Genomic DNA, 16,735 nt, shown 5'->3' with positions numbered 1-16,735 from the left:
ACATGTTTTGTCCCGCACCGCCGGGAGGGCTCAGGATACCTGGTGCTTGGCCATGTTGCGGTACAGGGTGCGGCGGTCCACGCCCAGCAGACGCGCGGCCTTGGCCCGGTTGCCGCCCGCGTGGGCCAGGGCGCTCAGCACATCCTCGCGCGTCAGGCCCGCGTGTCCGCGAGGGCGGTCCAGGGCGGCGGCTGGTGTGGCGGCGCGGCTTGGCGCACGCAGGCCCGGAACGCCAAGTCCTGGCAGGCCCTGCTCGAAGCGCAGCAGGTCGGCAGGCAGGTGCGCCCGGCCGATTTCGCCGCCAGGGCAGAGGATGCAGGCGTGCTCCAGGGAGTACTTGAGCTCGCGCACATTGCCCGGCCAGGGGTAGGTCATGAACAGGCGCATCACGTCGTCCGAACATTTGGTGATGCGCTTGCCGAAGCTGGTCTGGAACTGGCTGATGAAGTGCCCCATCAAGAGCGGGATGTCCTCGGTGCGCTCGCGCAGGGGGGGCAGCTGGATGACCATGACCTTGAGGCGGTAGTAGAGGTCCTCGCGGAAGAGCCCCTGCCGTATCTTGTCCATGAGGTCCACGTTGGTCGCGGCCAGCACGCGCACGTTGGCCTTTTTCGTGCGCGAGTCGCCCACCCGCTCGAATTCCTTGCGTTCCAGCACGCGCAGCAGGTTCAGCTGGATGCGCGGGGAGATGTCGCCGATTTCGTCCAGGAAGATGGTGCCGCCCTCGGCGGCCTCGAAGCGGCCGATCTTGTCGCGGATGGCGCCGGTGAACGCCCCGCGCATGTGGCCGAAAAGCTCGCTTTCCAGCAGGCTTTCCGAAAGCGCGGAGCAGTTGACCTTGATGAGCGGGCCCTTGGAGCGCGAGCCGCCGTAGTGCAGCGCCTCGGCGATGAGCTCCTTGCCGGTGCCGGATTCGCCGGTGATGAGCACCGTGGACTCCACGTCGGAAAGCTGGTCCAGCACGGCGTAAATGTCTTGCATCACCTTGCTTTTGCCCACAATGCCCCGGTGGGAGTGCCTGTCGGTGAGGCGCTTCTCCAAATCGGCCAGGCGGGTGATGTCGCGGATGACCAGCACGGCCCCGGCGAAGTTGTTGTCCTGGTCGATCAAGGGCGAGCTGTTGATGACCACCACCTTGCCCGGAGTCTTGGTGCGGCACTCCACGCGATGCTCGAACACGGGCTTGCGGGTTTCGAGGGTGGTCTTGAGCATGGAGAAGCAGCCCCGGCTGCACGAGCCGCTGACGCCCGCCAGGTCGGTGGCCTTCTCCAGGCGCGAGCCGATGCAGCAGACCTCGGACAGGGCGCGGTTGGTCTGGATGACGCGCATGTCCGTGTCCACGGTGATGATGGCGTCGGGAATGGAGCGGAACACGGCCTCCAGCCCGGCGCGCAGGCGCTCCTTTTCCGCGTGGATGGCCTGCATGGCGCGCTCGGTCTCCATGCGGTGGTTGATGTCCTGCACCATGGGCAGCAGGTACAGGGGCGTTCCGGCCGAATCGCGCACCAGTCCGGCGGAAAGGTGCACCCAGACCTCGCGCCCGTCCTTGGTGATGTAGCGTTTGTCCTGCTCCCAGGAGTCGATCTCGCCGCGCTTGACGCGGTCGTATTGGCGCAGGCTTTCCCCTCGCTCGTCCGGGTGGGTGATGGAGTCGAAGGTGATGCGTTTGAGTTCGGGCTCGGTGTAGCCGGTGATGCGGCAAAAGGCCTCGTTGGCGCGCAGGAAGGTGTTGTCCAGGCTGACCATGCTGGCCCCGATGGGCGATTGGTCGAAGGTGTGGCGGAATTTTTCCTCGCTCTCCTTCAGGGCGCGCTCGGCCTCCTTGCGGGCGGTTATGTCGATGTTCAGGCCTTCGATGTACAACAACTCGCCGCTGGTGGGGTCGCGCACCTCGCGCGCGGTGAGGGAGATCCAGCGCGTGGAGCCGTCCTTGCAGATGAAGCGGGTCTCGAAGCCCTTGATCTGCCCGGCTTTGCCCAGCACGCGGAACAGGGTGTCGCGGTCGGCCGGGTCCACGTAGAGCTGGCTGCGCAGGTCCTTGAAGTGGGCGATGAGCTCCTCCGGCGAGTCGAAGCCCAGGATATTGGCCAGGCCGGGATTCACCATGAGGTAGCGGCCGCTCTTGGTGGACTGGAACACGCCCTCGATGACGTTCTCGAAGAAGCTTTGGTAGCGGGCCTCGGCGCGGCGCAAAAGCGAAAGGTCGGTCAGGGTGAGCAGCAGCAGGCCGCCCGCGCCCCCTTCAACCCGGCGCGAAGCCAGCAGCACAGGCACGCTGCGGCCCTGGGCCCCGCGCACGCGGGTTTCCACGCCGCTTATGCCTTCCAGCAGATCCTCAAGCGGGAATCCGCCTCCTGGGAACAGGGCGGCGAGCTTCGGCGGGTCCCCCCCGGGGCAGAGCATGGCGCGCGCCCGTTCGTTGGCCTCAAGCACCGCGCCGGTGCGCGCGCACAGCAGCAGCACGCCCGCGTTCACTGCGTTCAGCAGCTCGGCGTCGCCCTGCACGTTCAGGGGAGTGTTGTGCTCGGCCCGGCGCATGGATGTGGTTCAGCCTTTGCCGCGTCCCATCAGCCCGGCCAGCAGCTTCGGCAATTCATCCGGCCGGGAAATGATGTCCCGCGCCCCGTTCTCACGCAGTTCGGCCTCGTCGCGGAAGCCCCACAGGGCGCCCACGGGCAGCATTCCCGCGCCGCGCGCGGTCTTCATGTCCGTGGCGGTGTCGCCCACAAAGACCACCTCGCCTGGCGTGAGTCCGAGATCGGCCGCCAGCGCCAGCGCGCCGGCCGGGTGCGGCTTGTTGGGCACTTCGGGCCTGGCCCCGCGCACGTGCACGAACGGGGCGCTCGGGAAGAATTCGTTCACCGTGATGTCGGTGTAATACTGCGGCTTGTTGGACAGCACGCAGGCCGGGAGCCCCAGCTCCCCAAGCCCGGCGAGCATCCGGTCCACGCCGTGGTAGGGCCTGGTCTTGTCCTTCCAGCGGCGCTTGTACTCCACCCCGGTCATGGCCGTGGCCTCGCGCACGAAGTCCGGGTCGCGGCGGTCCTCGGGCAACATGCGGCGCACCAGCTCCTCTATGCCCAGGCCCACGAAGTAGCGGTAGGCGTCCACCGGGTGCACGGGGAGGGAAAGGGCGGCCAGCACGGCGTTTCCGGAGTCGGCCAGATCGTCCAGGGTGTCCAGCAGGGTGCCGTCCAGGTCGAATATCACTGCGCGCGGGGGGATGTTCATGGGGCTCCTTGGCTTTGCATGTGGCCGCGAAGGCGCGGTGGCGGAAATCTACACGCCCCCCGCCCCGCGTGCAAGGCCGTGGAGGGCTGCGGCCGGGGGGCTTGCCGGGCCGGGGCCGACGTGGCATCACGGGGCATGGCCAAGCCCTTCGTGTTCCGACTGCAAAAGGTGCTGGAGTTCCGACGCCAGCTGGAGGACCAGGCGCGCATGGCGCTGGCCCAGGCCCAGGCCGCCCACGACGCCCAGAAGCAGGCTTTGGAGGACGTGCGTCAGCGGCTTGCCGCGCACAACGCCGCGGGCTTCGGGCAGAGCGCCACCGAGGCGGATATTTGGCTTTTCATGCGCTACCGCGAGGCCCTGGAGCGCGACGAGGCCGCTGCCACTGCCGAATTGGAACGTCTGGCCTCGATTTTGCAAACCCGGCGGCAGGAAGCCGTGCTCCGCTCCAGGAATCGCAAGCTCTTGGAAAAACTCAAGGACAGGCAGGCCGGGAAACACCATGTCGCAGAAAATCTCCTTGAACAAAAAGAATACGACGAAATGGCAACGCTCCGGCATAAGCTTCAAGATCATTAAGGTTCTTGTGGCCTTGTGCGTGGTGGCGGCCGTGAAGCTGGCCGTGCTGGGCAGCCTGGGCATTGATTTGTGGCAGGAACTGGCCGAGCAGGACATGCTGCCCGTTCCCAGCGCCCTGGCCGCGCAATCGGCCAAGTCCGGCAAGGCGGCCAAGCCCGTCCCGGCCGACCCGGACGCTCCGGCCGACCTGGCCGCGCCCCTGGCCGAGGCCCTGGGCGAGGGCGGCATGTTGGCCGAGAGCGCCATTCCCCAGCCCAAGGTGGGCGAAAGCCGCGAGGCCGGGGCCGCCAACCGCCGCGAGGCCGAACTGGCCGCCAAGGAACGCGCGCTCACCGCCATGGAAAAGAGCATTGACGACAAATTGGCCGAGATGAAGCGCGTGGAAGCCTCCATCAAGAAGCTGCTGGACGAGGCCGACAGCCTCAAGGACGCGCGCATCAAGCGGCAGGTGGACACGTATCAGGCCATGAAGGCCAAGCAGGCGGCCGAGGTGCTCTCCAACATGGACCAGGACCTGGCCGTCAAGATCCTGACCGGCATGAAGCCCAAGGTGGCCGGCGAGATCATGACCTACATCAAGACCGACAAGGCGGCCAAGCTCACCGAGGCCATGACCAAGATCCAGGCCCCGATGCAAGGCCCGGCCCAGTAAAATTCCCGCCCCATTCGCACAGACCCGGCCCGGCGTTCCCCGTGGACGCCCGGCCGGGGCTGTGCTACCTGCGCCCCCATGGCGAAGACGACGACCACCACCCGCATCATGCTTACCCTGGCCTACGACGGCACCGACTTCTGTGGCTGGCAGCATCAAGGCGGCGTGCGCACGGTGCAGAGCGATCTGGAGGCCGCCATCGCCCGTGTCGTCGGGGAACCGACGCATGTGGAGGCCTCCGGGCGCACGGACTCCGGCGTGCACGCCCTGGGGCAGCGCGCGCATTTCGACGTGCCGGAGCGGTATGCCCGCGTGCCTTGGGACAAGGCCCTCAACAGCCTGCTTGCGCCGGACGTGCGCGTGCTTGCCGCTGTTCCCGCGCCAGCGGGCTTCCACGCCCGGTTCAACGCCGCAAGCAAGATCTACGGCTACACCCTGTGGCTGGGGCAAGGGCCGGTGAATCCCCTGCGCCGCCGCTTCGTGTGGGCCACGCCAGGGCTCAACCTGGCCGCCATGGACCAGGCCGCCACCCTGCTGCTGGGCACGCACGACTTCAACAGCTTCCGCAACCTGGGCACGCCCCTGGGGCCGCGCGGCACGGTGCGCACCCTCATGCGCATCTGGCGCGAGCCGGGCCCCGGGCCGGAGGAGTGCGTCTGGCGCTTCCAGGCCAACGGCTTTTTGAAGCAGATGGTCCGCAACATCATGGGCTGCCTGGTGGAGGTGGGCCGGGGTAAAGTCGCGCCCGGCGATGTCCGATGCATCCTTGAGAAGCGCGACCGCGCCGCAGCACCGGCCACGGCCCCGGCCAGGGGCCTGTGCATGGAGCGGGTGTTCTACCCCGGCGAGGGGGACGACGCCCCGGACGCGGGCGCGCCTTCGAAGGACGCGGCCCATGACGAGCATCAAATGGGGGGGCTCCCCGGGGATAGCCGGGGGAGCTGACGCCACCGGCCTGCCCGCCGGGGTCTCCCTGTACGTGGACGGCTCCCGCGCCCGCGTGGGCCCCACCCAATCCGGCCTGGACGACGCCCGGCAGCATTTGTCCTCCACCACCCAGAAACGCCTTGTGGGCAGTCTCACGGCCTCGCTTTCCGGGGCGCTCGCGCGGCTGGAGGAACGCCTGGACGCCGTGGAGTGGCCCGTGGGCGGACTGGGCCTGGGCGCAACGCCCCTGGGCGCGCGCACGGCCAGCGTGGGCGGCCAGGCCTTTGGCGCGCTTGCGGCCAGCGTCAACGAGCCGGGCGCGTCGTCCCTGGAGGAGCGCCTGGCCAGCCGCCAGCGCCGCGAATCCGCCGCCTCCGGCCTGGCCGCCGGAACCTATGGCCTTACCCTCTCCCTTGGCGAACAGACCGACAGCCTGAGCGTGGACATCGGCGCGGGCTGGACGGCCGGCCAGGTGCACGACGCCGTGGCCGAGGCCGTGAACGCCTCGTCCCTGGCCGTGGAGGCCGAGGTGCGCCGGAACGCCTCGGGCATGTTCATCGGCCGGGAAGCGCTGGTGCTTTCGGCTGATGCTTCGCAGGCCGGGCAGGCGGCGTCGCTCGCCGCGACCACGGGCGCGTCCTCGGCCCTTACGCGCTGGCTGGACCTTTCGGCCGGGGCGGCGGAACGGCTGGCGGGCGTTTCCGGAGATGCGGACGGCATCGCCGCGATCGGCGTCACCAAGGCGGCCGTGCTGTCCACGGCCAGGGCCACGCGCTACGCCAGCCAGGGCTTCGACCCCGAGGCCGAGACCACCCTTGCGCCCGGCGCCTACACCTTGGACTACCTCGTGGGTCCGGCCTCCGGGGCTGCGGGGGAGAGCGGCGAGGTGAGCATCCAGGTGGCCAGCGGCGACACCTGGGGCGAGGTGCTGGCGCGCATGGCGCGGGTGCTGGGTTCGGCCTCGCCCTCCATGGCCGCGCGGCTTGTTCCCGCCACCCGCGTGTACGAGCTGCCCACGGGCGAACGCGGCCTTGCCGAGGCCAGCGGCCTGGAGGTGACGGAGACCTCGGGCAAGAGCGGCTGGCGGCTCAGGCTTTCCGGGGCGGACGCGGCCGCGCAGGGGCTGCTGGACGCCTTGGGCCTGGGCGACCCGGCGGAATATGGCGGCGAGGCTGCAATGGTCGTCGACGGCCGAACGCGCACCAGTCCCAGCGGGGTTTTCAGCGCCGACTCCGGGCGGCTGACGCTGACGGCGTCCGGCGTGTTCGGGGAGGCCGCGCCCGTGCGCGTGCAGGAGGGTGCGCAGGCCCTGGCCGACGCCCTGGCCGCGGTGCTCGATTCCTACAACGAGGTGCAGGACCTGCTTTCCCGCAACGCTGGCGAGGTGCGCGCCGGTGTGGTGGACACCTGGACCAGTCTCGCGGCCAGCCGCTCCACGGCGCTCGATTCCATCGGCGTGGCGCGCACGGGCCAAAGCCTGTGGCTGGACGAGGAACGTTTTCTGGTGGCGCTGTTGTCGCGCACGGATGAGGTTCAAGACACCCTGACGGGCGGCGGCGGTTTCCTCACGGCGCTGGAGAGCGAGGCGCGGGGCGCGCGTGCTGGCGGCGAGGACGCCGCGGCTGCCGCCTGGATCGCCCCAGCCGCGCGGGAGCGGGCGGAAGAGGACGCCTCGGCCTCGGCCCTGCGCGTTTGCGAGGCGCGCACCGAAGCGCAGGTGGAACGCTCCAACCAGCTGCTGGACCTGTACGACGCTGCGCCAACGCTGGATTTTTCCGCGTTTTCCGGCAGCGGCGGCATCCTGAGCCGCAAGGGGTAGTTGGCCAGGAAATCGGCCAATGCGTAAGGCTCCGCGCCTTGAAGCCCGGTCAGTCAGGGCATAGCCTGCCGCTGAAGAGGAAAAAAAACCTGCAACATGCTTTCATTTTGGCCTTTTCCCTCTTGCTGTTTTTGGTTCGCTGGGATAGTGCGGCCTATAGGTCAAGGCAAGCTTGGGGCGCCGCAACACGGCTTCGGGTGAGCCGCGCCACGGCGACGCAAGGCGGGTATTCGTGTCTTTCACTTTTGAGGAGTAGGAAGCGATGAAGTCCATTTACGTCGGTAATTTGCCTTTCAGCGCCAAGGAAGACGAGATTCGCGATCTGTTCGCCACCTACGGTGAAGTGCAGATGGTCAAATTCGTCATGGACCGCGAGACCGGCCGCTTCCGCGGCTTCGGCTTTGTGGAGATGGAGGACGCAGGCGCCGCCAAGGCCATTGAGGCCCTGGACGGCAAAGACTTCGGCGGCCGCACCCTGCGCGTCAACGAAGCCAAGGAGCGTGCTCCCCGCCCGCCCCGCCGCTACTAGACACCACGCCGCATGGAACAGGCCCCCGCGTCCGTCATGGCGCGGGGGCTTTTTTGCGCCCGGCGCTGCGCGTTGCGGGCGATTCGGCGAGCGGCCCGGCGGACTTGCCGCAGACGTCTGGGCGGAGGCCCCGGCACTGCGCCCGGCCGCGCGCTTACGCGGGCAGGAGCTTCAGCCCCGCAATGCCCGCGGCGATGAGGCCGATGCAGCACAGGCGCAGGGCCCCGGCGGGCTCGCCCAGCACCGCCATGCCGAACGCCGCCGCGCCAAGCGTGCCGATGCCCGTCCACACGGCGTAGGCCGTGCCGATGGGCAGATGCCGCACGGCCAGGCCCAAAAGGCCCATGCTGGCGACCATGGCCCCGGCCACCAGCACCGAGGGCACAAAGCGGGTGAAGCCTTCCGTATACTTGAGTCCCACCGCCCAGGCCACCTCGAAGAGCCCGGCGATGACCAGATATATCCACGGCATGATGTGTGTTCCTTGAAGGCTGGCGGGGTCGTCCCCGTGAACGGGCGGCGCGGACGGTTTGTCCTCCGGCGGGTCGTCCCGCCGGGCCGGATGGGCAGCGAAGGGAATGCGCTAGTCCAGATGGACGTGGGCGTCAAGAACGGGGCATTGCGTCGTCAAAGCGCCTGGAGAAGGTCCGCCGCCGGACTGGTGTCGGCCAATCCGCTGCAGCGTGAAGTCCAGGGGGGGCGGCGTGCCGACTTTGGCATGGATTTACTTGCGCGCCTGCTTCTTGAGCATTTGCGCGTGCGGATCTTTCTCGGGCCAGAAGTCGAATACACGCAGGCCTTCCTTTTCGAGAACCGGCCCGACGAATTCCAGCTCCATGCCCATGGTCTTGAACAGGGCCGGGCAGGACACGGACTTGCCCTTGAGCCCGAAGCGTTTGTTGAGAGCGTCGTGGGAGACGCCGTACACTATTCGGGTAAAGCCAGCCATCGCGAGGGTCGCGGTGCACATGGCGCAGGGCGCGCAACTGGTGTACACGGTCGCCTCCGGGATGATCTGCCTTGACAGCGTGCGCGCCGCCTCCGCAATAAGATTCATCTCCGCATGGTTGGTGAAGTCGTTGTCGGTCAACACGGTGTTCTCCGCTTCCAGTACGATCTTGCCTTTGTGCACCAGCAGGGCTCCAAAAGGATGGTTCCCCTTCTTTCCGGCGTCTATGGCCAACTGGTAGCACCTGCGGATGAACGGCTCGTGTTCCTTGAGGGAAGCGTTCGCCAGTGTTGCGGCCGTATCGTCCGCCGTGTGCCCCTGCGGCTGCGCGTGTGCCGTGCCGCAGATCAGGCCGATGGTGAGGAGGAGGAAGGAAAAGAGTGAAGGGAAATGCTTTTTGCTGGCGGGAGACATGCACCGGTCCTTTGGCAAAAAAATGGGGGGACGCCACATTCTTGGCTGCACCGTGGTTATTTGTGAACAAACATGATTCGTTGTGAAAAATGGCGCCGGACCTTATCGGGTAGGCTGGATGCCGTTCGCCTCCCACGCCCGCGCCAGCAGTTCCTCCAGCATGGCCAGCATCTGCCCGCACACCCCGCCCGAGGCGGGCGGCAGGCCGAAGAGCGCGGCGCGCATGTCGCGCAGGCTGCGCGCGAACACCTCGTCCCCCCCGTCCATGCCCGGCGTCTGGCGCACGGTCATGTCCAGGCGCTCGGCCAGAAGCAGGCCGGAAACCCCCTGCCGGAACAGCGCCGCGAGCCGGGCGAATTCCTCCCGGCTGGCCTCCCAGAAGGCCGCGGCCGGGCCGCCGGGCGCTGGCGGGGCGCATTCCAGCGCCTCGCACACAAGCGCGTACAGGCTGTTGACGCCCGGTCCGGGAATGCCGCGCCGCCAGCCCAGCAGCCAGGGGTTGCGCCAGAACAGCAGCAGGTGCTCCTGCCCCAGGGCGATGACCTCTTCCACGGCGGCCTTGGCCGCCAGCAGCGCGGCATCGGGCCAGCGCGGCGGCGCGCCGCCTACGCGCCAGGGCGGGCTGGCCGCTTCCGCGCAGTGCGCGCCCGCCAGGCTGTGCAGCAAATGCGCCAGCCAGGCGTTGGCCTGGGGCGAATCCGGCGTTTCCAGGTGCGGGTAGGAGAGCACGTAGCGCCCCTGCCCATGGGTTCCGGCAATGACCGCCGGGCGGCCGAAGAGGAAGTGCGGCCGCACTTGCAGGCCGTATAGGTTTTCCCAGTCCGAGAGCGCCTCGTCCGGGAAACGGGCAAGGGCCAAGTCCGCCACCTGGAAATCCGGCCCAAGGCCGCAGTAGCGGGCCAGCACCGTCACGCCGCCGTCCCCTTCGCCGTCTTTGTCGCCGGACGGCGCGAACTGGGCGGGCCACCACACCTGGCCCAGCAGTTCCTGCGCGCCGGGCAGGGCAAGGCCGCCGGACTGCGGTGCAAGGGCCAGGCGCACATCGCCGGAGAGGAAATGTTGCAGGCGCCCGGCAAAGCCCATGCGGCCCCAGGGGCACAGGCCCAGGGAATCCCCCGGCCGTGGGCTGGTGAGCGCCAGCCCGGCCCCGCCGCAGAAGCCCAGGTAGCAGCCGCCCTGCGCCACGAAGCCGCGTATGGCCTGCACGCCCGCCGGACCCAGGCGCAGGGCCTTGCCGCGCGCCCAGCCTCCGGGCACGATGAGCAGGGGCGGGGCGTCGTGCGCTCCGCCATCGGCTATGCCTTCCCCGGCGGTCCCGCAGAAGGCGGCGGGCTTGCCAGACAGCGCGCCCTCGGCTATGTCATGGGCGCGCAAAATCTTGTGGGGCAGCCGGAGCGCGCGCAGAAAGCGCAGCACAAGCAGGCCCCACAGGTGCGAGTCATCCCACAAGACGAAAACGCGCGTCATTCAGCCGCCCCCAGGGTTTCCGGGCACCCTATCCGCGCCCGCTCCCCCTGGCAATCCCCTTGGGGACGCATGGCGGAGGGCGGTACACCGCCCGCGCGCGACCAAGGAGAGCACATGTCCGACGCCACCGCCGCGAAGAATCCCCAAGAAGTCGCGCTCCCCAAGGGCTACGAGCCCGCAGACGTGGAAGCCCGCTGGGGCAGGCACTGGGTGGAGAACAAGACCTTCACCCCCGATCCCCAGGACGTGCTTGAAGGCCGGAAGGAGCCCTTCTCCATCGTCATTCCGCCGCCGAACGTCACCGGCGCGCTGCACATGGGCCACGCGCTGGACATCACCATCCAGGACATCCTGTGCCGCTTCATGCGCCAGCAGGGCAAGAGCGTCCTGTGGGTGCCCGGCACCGACCACGCGGGCATCGCCACCCAGAACGTGGTGGAACGCCAGCTCAAAAAGGAGGGCAAGAAGCGCGACGACCTGGGGCGCGAGGCCTTCATCGAGCGCGTGTGGGACTGGAAGAAGGAGTACGGCGACCGCATCCTGAACCAGATCCGCAGCCTGGGCGCCAGCGTGGACTGGGACAACCTGCGCTTCACCATGGATGAAGGACTTTCCAAGGCCGTGCGCGAGGTGTTCGTGCGGCTCTACGGCGAGGGCCTCATCTACAAGGGCAACTACATCGTCAACTGGTGCAACCGCTGCCACACCGCCCTGGCCGACGACGAGGTGGAGCACGCGCCCAAGAAGGGCAAGCTGTACCGCATCCGCTACAAAATGGCCGGCGGCCCCCTTGCCGACGGGGCGGGCGAGCTCATCGTGGCCACCACCCGGCCGGAGACCCTGCTGGGCGACGTGGCCGTGGCCGTGCACCCGGAGGACGAGCGCTACGCCTCGGCCGTGGGCAGGAAGGTCGTTCTGCCTTTGGTCGGCAAGGAAATTCCCGTCATCGCCGATGCCTACGTGGACCGCGAGTTCGGCACCGGCTGCCTCAAAATCACCCCGGCCCACGACATGAACGACTGGGCCCTCTCCAAAAAGCACGACCTGCCGGTCATCACGGTCATCGACGACAAGGGCCTGATGAACGACAACGCGCCCGAGGCCTACCGCGGCATGGCTTGCGCCGCCTGCCGCCAGAAGATCGTGGAGGATCTGGAGGCGGCGGGGTTGCTGGTGGACATCGCCGACCACGACCACAGCGTGGGCGAGTGCTATCGCTGCAAGTCCGTCATCGAGCCCCATGTGAGCGAGCAGTGGTTCGTGAAGGTGGGCCCGCTGGCCAAGGCCGCGCGCGAGGCCGTGCCCGCGCAGACCCAGATTTTCCCGCCCAACTGGGAGAAAACCTACTTCGAGTGGCTGGACAACATCCGCGACTGGTGCATCTCCCGGCAAATCTGGTGGGGGCACCGCATCCCGGCCTGGACCTGCCAGGCCTGCGGCGAGATGGTCGTGGCCACGGAGGACCCGGCCGCGTGTCCCAAATGCGGCGGCGCGCTCACCCAGGAGGAGGACGTGCTGGACACCTGGTTCAGCTCGGCCCTGTGGCCGTTTTCCACCATGGGCTGGCCCGACCGCGACGCCGATCGCCTGAAGGCCTACTATCCCACCAGCGTCCTCGTCACCGGGTTCGACATCCTGTTCTTCTGGGTGGCGCGCATGATGATGATGGGCATCCACTTCATGGGCGAGGTGCCCTTCAAGCACGTGTACCTGCACGCCCTTGTGCGCGACGAGCAGGGCAAGAAGATGAGCAAGTCCACGGGCAACGTCATCGACCCCCTGGCGATGACCGCCAAGTACGGCACGGACGCCATGCGCTTCACCCTGGCCTCCTTCGCCGCCATGGGCCGCGACATCAAGCTTTCCGAAAAGCGCATCGAGGGCTACCGCCACTTCGTGAACAAGATCTGGAACAGCGCCCGCTTCGCCCTCATGAACCTGCCGGAGGCCCCCAGGGCCACGCTGGACGAGGCGCTTACGAACGCCCCCCTGGCCAACCGGTGGATTCTGCACCGGCTGGAGGAAGTGAAGGATGAAGTGGAGAGCGCGTCCCTGGAATACCGCTTCAACGACATCGCCCAGAGCCTGTACCGCTTCATTTGGAGCGAGTTCTGCGACTGGTACGTGGAGATGGCCAAGGGCGACCTGTACGGCGAGGACGAGGCGGCCAAGGACGCCACCCGCCGCGTGCTCTTGACCGTGCTTTCCGAGACCATGGTGCTGCTGCACCCGGTGATGCCCTTCGTGACCCAGGAGATCTGGAGCGTGCTGCCGGGCATTCCCGAGGAAAACAACGGCCGCGAGCTGGCCCTCTTGCCCTACCCGCAGCGCAGGCCAGGCTGCCGCGACGCCAAGGCCGCCCGCGACATGGCCTTTTTCCAGGGCCTGGTGGGCAGCGTGCGCACCATCCGCACCGAGCTCTGCATCGACCCGGCCAGGAAGCTGCCCCTGGTGGTGGATACCGAGGGCGCGTACGATGGCGCGCTCTCCGTGCTGGCGGACAACGTGCACCTCATCGCCCAGCTGGCCCGTGTGGACTCCGCCGACATCGGCCCCGGCAAGACCGGCCCCCGCGCCAGCGGCACCGCCGTGGTGGAGGGCGCGCGCGTGTTCGTGCCCTTGAAGGGCATCGTGGACTTCGGGGCCGAGGTGGCCCGCCTGGACAAGGAGCTTGGCAAGCTGGACAAGCAGCTCGCCGCCATCACGGGAAAGCTCTCCGCCCCCGGCTTCGCGAACAACGCCCCGGCGGACATCGTCGCCGCGGAGCGCGAGAAGCTGGCGGGCATCGAGGACGCGCGCGCCAAGCTGGCCGAACTGCAAGAGCGCTTGAAGAACGCCCTGGCGGAAGGGGAATAAGGCCGCCCGTCCGGGACAGCGAAACACATACCGCCGGGCATCCGGCACGGCCATACATCCAGGCCACGAGGAGCGAACACCATGTCCACCGTCCACCTCATCGGCGCAGGCCCCGGCGATCCCGGCCTGCTCACCATCCGGGCCAAGGAGCTCATCGAGACCTGCGACGTGGTGGTCTACGACTACCTCGCCAACAAGGACTTCCTCAAATACGCCCGCACGGACGCGGAGATCATCTACGTGGGCAAGAAGGGCGGCGACCACACCCTGCCCCAGGACCAGATCAACCAGCTCATCATCGCCAAGGCCAAGGAGGGCAAGAGCGTGGCGCGCCTGAAGGGCGGCGACCCGTACGTCTTCGGCCGCGGGGGCGAGGAGGCCGAGGAACTGGTGGAGGCGGGCATTCCCTTCGAGGTGGTGCCCGGCGTCACTGCGGGCGTGGCCGCCCCGGCCTATGCGGGCATTCCGGTCACCCACCGCGACTTCACCACCAGCGTCTGCTTCATCACCGGGCACGAGGACCCCACCAAGGAGGAGACCGGCCACAATTGGGAGGTGTACGCCAAGAGCACCAGCACGCTCGTGTTCTACATGGGCGTCAAGAACCTGCCCATGATCGCGGGCAACCTCATGGCGAACGGCCGCGACCCCAAAACCCCGGTGGCCCTGGTGCGCTGGGGCACCCGCTGCACCCAGCAGAGTATGGTCAGCACCCTGGAGAACGTGGCCGCCGATGCCGAGAAGCGCAAGTTCGCCGCGCCCAGCATCATCATCGTGGGCGGCGTGTGCTCCCTGGCGGACAAGCTCGCCTGGTTCGAGAAAAAACCCCTGCTCGGCAAGGGCGTTGTGGTCACCCGCGCGCGTGAGCAGGCCAGCGACTTGGCCGACGTGCTCAAGAACCTGGGGGCCTGCGTCTACGAATTCCCCACCATCACCGTGGAGCCGCTGGACGACTACGAAGAGGTGGAAAAGGCCATCCTGACCCTTGGCGCGGTGGATTGGCTCATCCTGACCTCGGTCAACGGCGTGAAGCATTTCTGGAATCAGTTGGCCGAAATCGGCCTGGATACGCGCGCCCTGGGCGGCATCAGCGTGGCGGCCATAGGCCCGGCCACGGCCGACGAGCTGAAGGCGCGCGGCGTCACGCCCGACTTCGTTCCGGCGAAGTACGTGGCCGAGGAGGTTGTGGCCGGGCTTTTGGAGCGCGGCATAGCGGGCAAGAACGTGCTCATTCCGCGCGCCAGGGTCGCGCGCGAAGTGCTGCCCGAGGAGCTTGCCCGCGCCGGGGCGCATGTGCGCGTGCTGCCCGTGTACGAGACGCGCCTGACCCAGCAGGACCCGGCGGAAATCGTCGAGGCGCTGGAAAAGGGCAAGATCCACGCGCTGACCTTCACCAGCTCCAGCACCGTGGAGAACTTCTTCACCCTGCTGTCGCCCGAGACCCTCAAACAGTATCCGGATGTCAAAATCGCCTGCATCGGGCCGGTGACCGCCAACACGCTTTCGCGCTTCGGCTTCACCCCGCACATCCAGCCCGAGGACTACACCATCCCCGGCCTGGCCGCCGCCCTGGCCCAAGGCATATAACGGAATCAAGGGGCGCCGCCCCCTGCTCCCGCCAAAGGGCCGCGGGCCCTTTGGAATCCCTTTGCCGAGCATGACGGCCCGGCAAGGGTTCTGGCGGGAGAGGATACGGTCTGGGGAGAGGCGGGGATTCTGGACGTTGCGCCGAAGAGGCCCCCGTTCTGGACCCATGCTCACGATGTGGAGACTGCGGGCTCCCGCCCGCAGTCTCCACATCGCGTGCGCAGGGGCTCCGGGGGGCGCGAAGCCCCCCGGCCGCCGGAGGCATATTCCTGTCCTCCGGCTGCTGCCGACCTGTCCGCCAGCAGGGGGGCTAGACGCCGAGCATCCCCTTGAGCACGTCCCACACGCGTTCGGGGCGGATGTCCTTCATGCAGTGGTGGTGCCCGAGGGGGCAGGCCTTGTGCCCGTGCAGCCCGCAGGGGCGGCAGTCCAGGTCGGTCTCCAGCACGCGGGAGTTCGGCCCGCGCGGGAAGAAGCCGAGGGAGCGGACCGTGGGGCCGAAGCAGGCGGCCAGCGGCACGCCTTGCGCCCAGGCCAGGTGCATGGGGCCGGAGTCGTTGGTCAGGCAGGCGTCGAGCCTGCCCAGGCAGGCGGCCAGGGCCGGGAGGGTGAGCATGTTGGCCAGGTTCACCAGGTGGCCCGGAGCGGGCCCGGCTTCGCGTTCGATGTCCGCTGCGAGCGTCTCTTCGCCCGGCCCGGCGAAGAGCAGCACCACGGCTCCGGCGGCCAAGGCGCGGCGCGCCACCTCTGCGAAGTGCTCTTTGGGCCAGCACTTTGTGGGCCAGGTGGAGCCGGGATGGATGCCCAGTATCGGCCCGTGCGGCAGGCCGGAGAAAATTTCATCGGCCCGGGCCTTGCCTTCGGGCGCGATGTCCAGGCGGGGCAGGGGGGCCGGGGTTTCGGCCGTGGCGAAAATGCCCAGCGGTCCGCCCAGTTGGAAGATGCGTTCGATCTCCTCCAAGCTGTCGAAGCGGCGGTCCACCAGATGGGTATAGGCCAGCCAGTTGAACCAGGGCGAGCCGTAGCCGATGCGCACGGGCGCGCCCACGCTTCTGGCCATGTAGGCGCTGCGCAGGCTTGCGTGCGGGGAGATCCAGAGGTCGAAGCCCTCGAGCGAGAGCTCGTTTCCCAGGGCGCGGGCGGCGAGCAGGCCCCTTTGGCTGCCGCGCTTGGCGAAGGGCCGGGCGCTGGCGAGCTCCTTCTGGGCGCTGAACAGCCCTTCGAGCCCGGCGCGCACGAAGAAATGGATTTCGGCCTCCGGGTAGCGGCCCTTCAACACCTGGACAAAGGGCAGGGTGAGCACGGCATCGCCAAGAAAGGCGGTCTGCCACAGGCCGATCTTGCGGAATTCGCGGGTGGAGAGGTCGCTCATGGGCGCGGCTCCTGGGTCCGAATGCGGAGAGGCGTCTTGCCCTTGGGCCAGGGCTGCGCTACTACAGCGCTAGAGTTCTGGGCGACCGCCCTGGAGGAAGCCATGAAGTACATCATGTTCGAGGATTTTTCCGGCGCGCCGGTACCCATCATTTTTCCCAAGCGCATCGATTTTGCCGAGCTGCGCGAGCAGATTCCCTACACCAAGGTGCTTTCCGCCGGGTATGTGCATCTGGCGGGCAGCGGCTTCGCCTGCCATGGCGAGTCCGAGAGCCTGGAGGCCCAGGCCAGGCCGGAGGACGCGGGCATCATTTCGGCCAAGCTGTCCAATCCGGATCTGTAGGGCCGGTCGCTTTT

General features: G+C 68.1%; 14 protein-coding genes. 8 read left to right on the top strand and 6 right to left on the bottom strand.

The window, feature by feature from the left end:
* Positions 1 to 30: 30 nt before the first annotated feature.
* Positions 31 to 2,538 (bottom strand): sigma 54-interacting transcriptional regulator, encoded by a 2,508-nt coding sequence (locus tag CHB73_RS15345; protein ID WP_089275486.1) that lies wholly within the window; start codon positions 2,536 to 2,538, stop codon positions 31 to 33.
* A gap of 9 nt (positions 2,539 to 2,547) precedes the next feature.
* Entirely contained in the window at positions 2,548 to 3,231 is a 684-nt protein-coding gene (locus CHB73_RS15340) for an HAD family hydrolase (RefSeq protein WP_089275485.1), read from the bottom strand.
* 135 nt (positions 3,232 to 3,366) lie between these two features.
* On the opposite strand from CHB73_RS15340, the gene fliJ reads away from it, so the two are divergent.
* The 5 genes from fliJ to CHB73_RS15315 all read left to right on the top strand — a co-directional run bounded on the left by fliJ (position 3,367) and on the right by CHB73_RS15315 (position 7,734).
* Positions 3,367 to 3,807, top strand: a complete 441-nt coding sequence (gene fliJ / locus CHB73_RS15335; RefSeq protein WP_089275484.1) for a flagellar export protein FliJ — start codon at positions 3,367 to 3,369, stop codon at positions 3,805 to 3,807.
* On the top strand, positions 3,731 to 4,459 hold the full coding sequence (locus CHB73_RS15330; protein WP_143337423.1) for a MotE family protein: 729 nt from the start codon (positions 3,731 to 3,733) through the stop codon (positions 4,457 to 4,459). Before fliJ ends, CHB73_RS15330 begins: the two co-directional genes overlap by 77 nt.
* Positions 4,460 to 4,537: 78 nt before the next feature.
* Positions 4,538 to 5,404 carry a tRNA pseudouridine(38-40) synthase TruA gene (gene truA, locus CHB73_RS15325; protein WP_089275482.1) on the top strand — a complete coding sequence of 289 codons (867 nt, stop codon included), beginning with the start codon at positions 4,538 to 4,540 and terminating at the stop codon, positions 5,402 to 5,404.
* Positions 5,355 to 7,205 carry a hypothetical protein gene (locus CHB73_RS15320; RefSeq protein ID WP_089275481.1) on the top strand — a complete coding sequence of 617 codons (1,851 nt, stop codon included), beginning with the start codon at positions 5,355 to 5,357 and terminating at the stop codon, positions 7,203 to 7,205. The genes truA and CHB73_RS15320 overlap by 50 nt, the downstream gene beginning before the upstream one ends.
* A 262-nt stretch (positions 7,206 to 7,467) precedes the next feature.
* Positions 7,468 to 7,734 carry an RNA recognition motif domain-containing protein gene (locus CHB73_RS15315; protein WP_089275480.1) on the top strand — a complete coding sequence of 89 codons (267 nt, stop codon included), beginning with the start codon at positions 7,468 to 7,470 and terminating at the stop codon, positions 7,732 to 7,734.
* Positions 7,735 to 7,888: 154 nt separating this feature from the next.
* Here CHB73_RS15315 and sugE read toward each other — a convergent pair whose 3' ends face one another.
* The 3 genes from sugE to CHB73_RS15300 form a co-directional block, all read right to left on the bottom strand.
* The gene (gene sugE, locus CHB73_RS15310; RefSeq protein ID WP_089275479.1) at positions 7,889 to 8,206 is read right to left on the bottom strand and encodes a quaternary ammonium compound efflux SMR transporter SugE; all 318 of its coding nucleotides are present in this window, start codon (positions 8,204 to 8,206) and stop codon (positions 7,889 to 7,891) included.
* A 252-nt stretch (positions 8,207 to 8,458) separates the two neighbouring features.
* Entirely contained in the window at positions 8,459 to 9,097 is a 639-nt protein-coding gene (locus CHB73_RS15305) for a nucleoside deaminase (RefSeq protein WP_179217085.1), read from the bottom strand.
* 102 nt (positions 9,098 to 9,199) lie between these two features.
* A complete protein-coding gene (locus tag CHB73_RS15300; protein ID WP_089275477.1) occupies positions 9,200 to 10,564 on the bottom strand; it encodes a type 1 glutamine amidotransferase family protein in 1,365 nt (454 codons plus the stop codon).
* A gap of 114 nt (positions 10,565 to 10,678) precedes the next feature.
* Between CHB73_RS15300 and CHB73_RS15295 the strand changes: the two genes are divergently transcribed.
* Positions 10,679 to 13,420 carry a valine--tRNA ligase gene (locus CHB73_RS15295; protein WP_089275476.1) on the top strand — a complete coding sequence of 914 codons (2,742 nt, stop codon included), beginning with the start codon at positions 10,679 to 10,681 and terminating at the stop codon, positions 13,418 to 13,420.
* Between the two features lie 81 nt (positions 13,421 to 13,501).
* Positions 13,502 to 15,007, top strand: a complete 1,506-nt coding sequence (gene cobA, locus CHB73_RS15290) for a uroporphyrinogen-III C-methyltransferase (protein ID WP_089275475.1) — start codon at positions 13,502 to 13,504, stop codon at positions 15,005 to 15,007.
* A gap of 310 nt (positions 15,008 to 15,317) precedes the next feature.
* On the opposite strand, the gene CHB73_RS15285 is transcribed toward cobA, so the two are convergent.
* Entirely contained in the window at positions 15,318 to 16,379 is a 1,062-nt protein-coding gene (locus tag CHB73_RS15285; protein ID WP_089275474.1) for a glycosyltransferase family 9 protein, read from the bottom strand.
* A gap of 102 nt (positions 16,380 to 16,481) precedes the next feature.
* Here CHB73_RS15285 and CHB73_RS15280 point away from each other — a divergent pair, with 102 nt between their 5' ends.
* On the top strand, positions 16,482 to 16,721 hold the full coding sequence (locus CHB73_RS15280) for a hypothetical protein (protein ID WP_089275473.1): 240 nt from the start codon (positions 16,482 to 16,484) through the stop codon (positions 16,719 to 16,721).
* The last annotated feature ends 14 nt before the right edge of the window (positions 16,722 to 16,735 follow it).

The sequence above is a fragment of the Humidesulfovibrio mexicanus genome (assembly GCF_900188225.1).
Lineage (GTDB): Bacteria > Desulfobacterota > Desulfovibrionia > Desulfovibrionales > Desulfovibrionaceae > Humidesulfovibrio > Humidesulfovibrio mexicanus.
The sequence above is the reverse complement of the archived record's forward strand: the minus strand, read 5'-3'. Positions and strand labels throughout refer to the sequence as shown.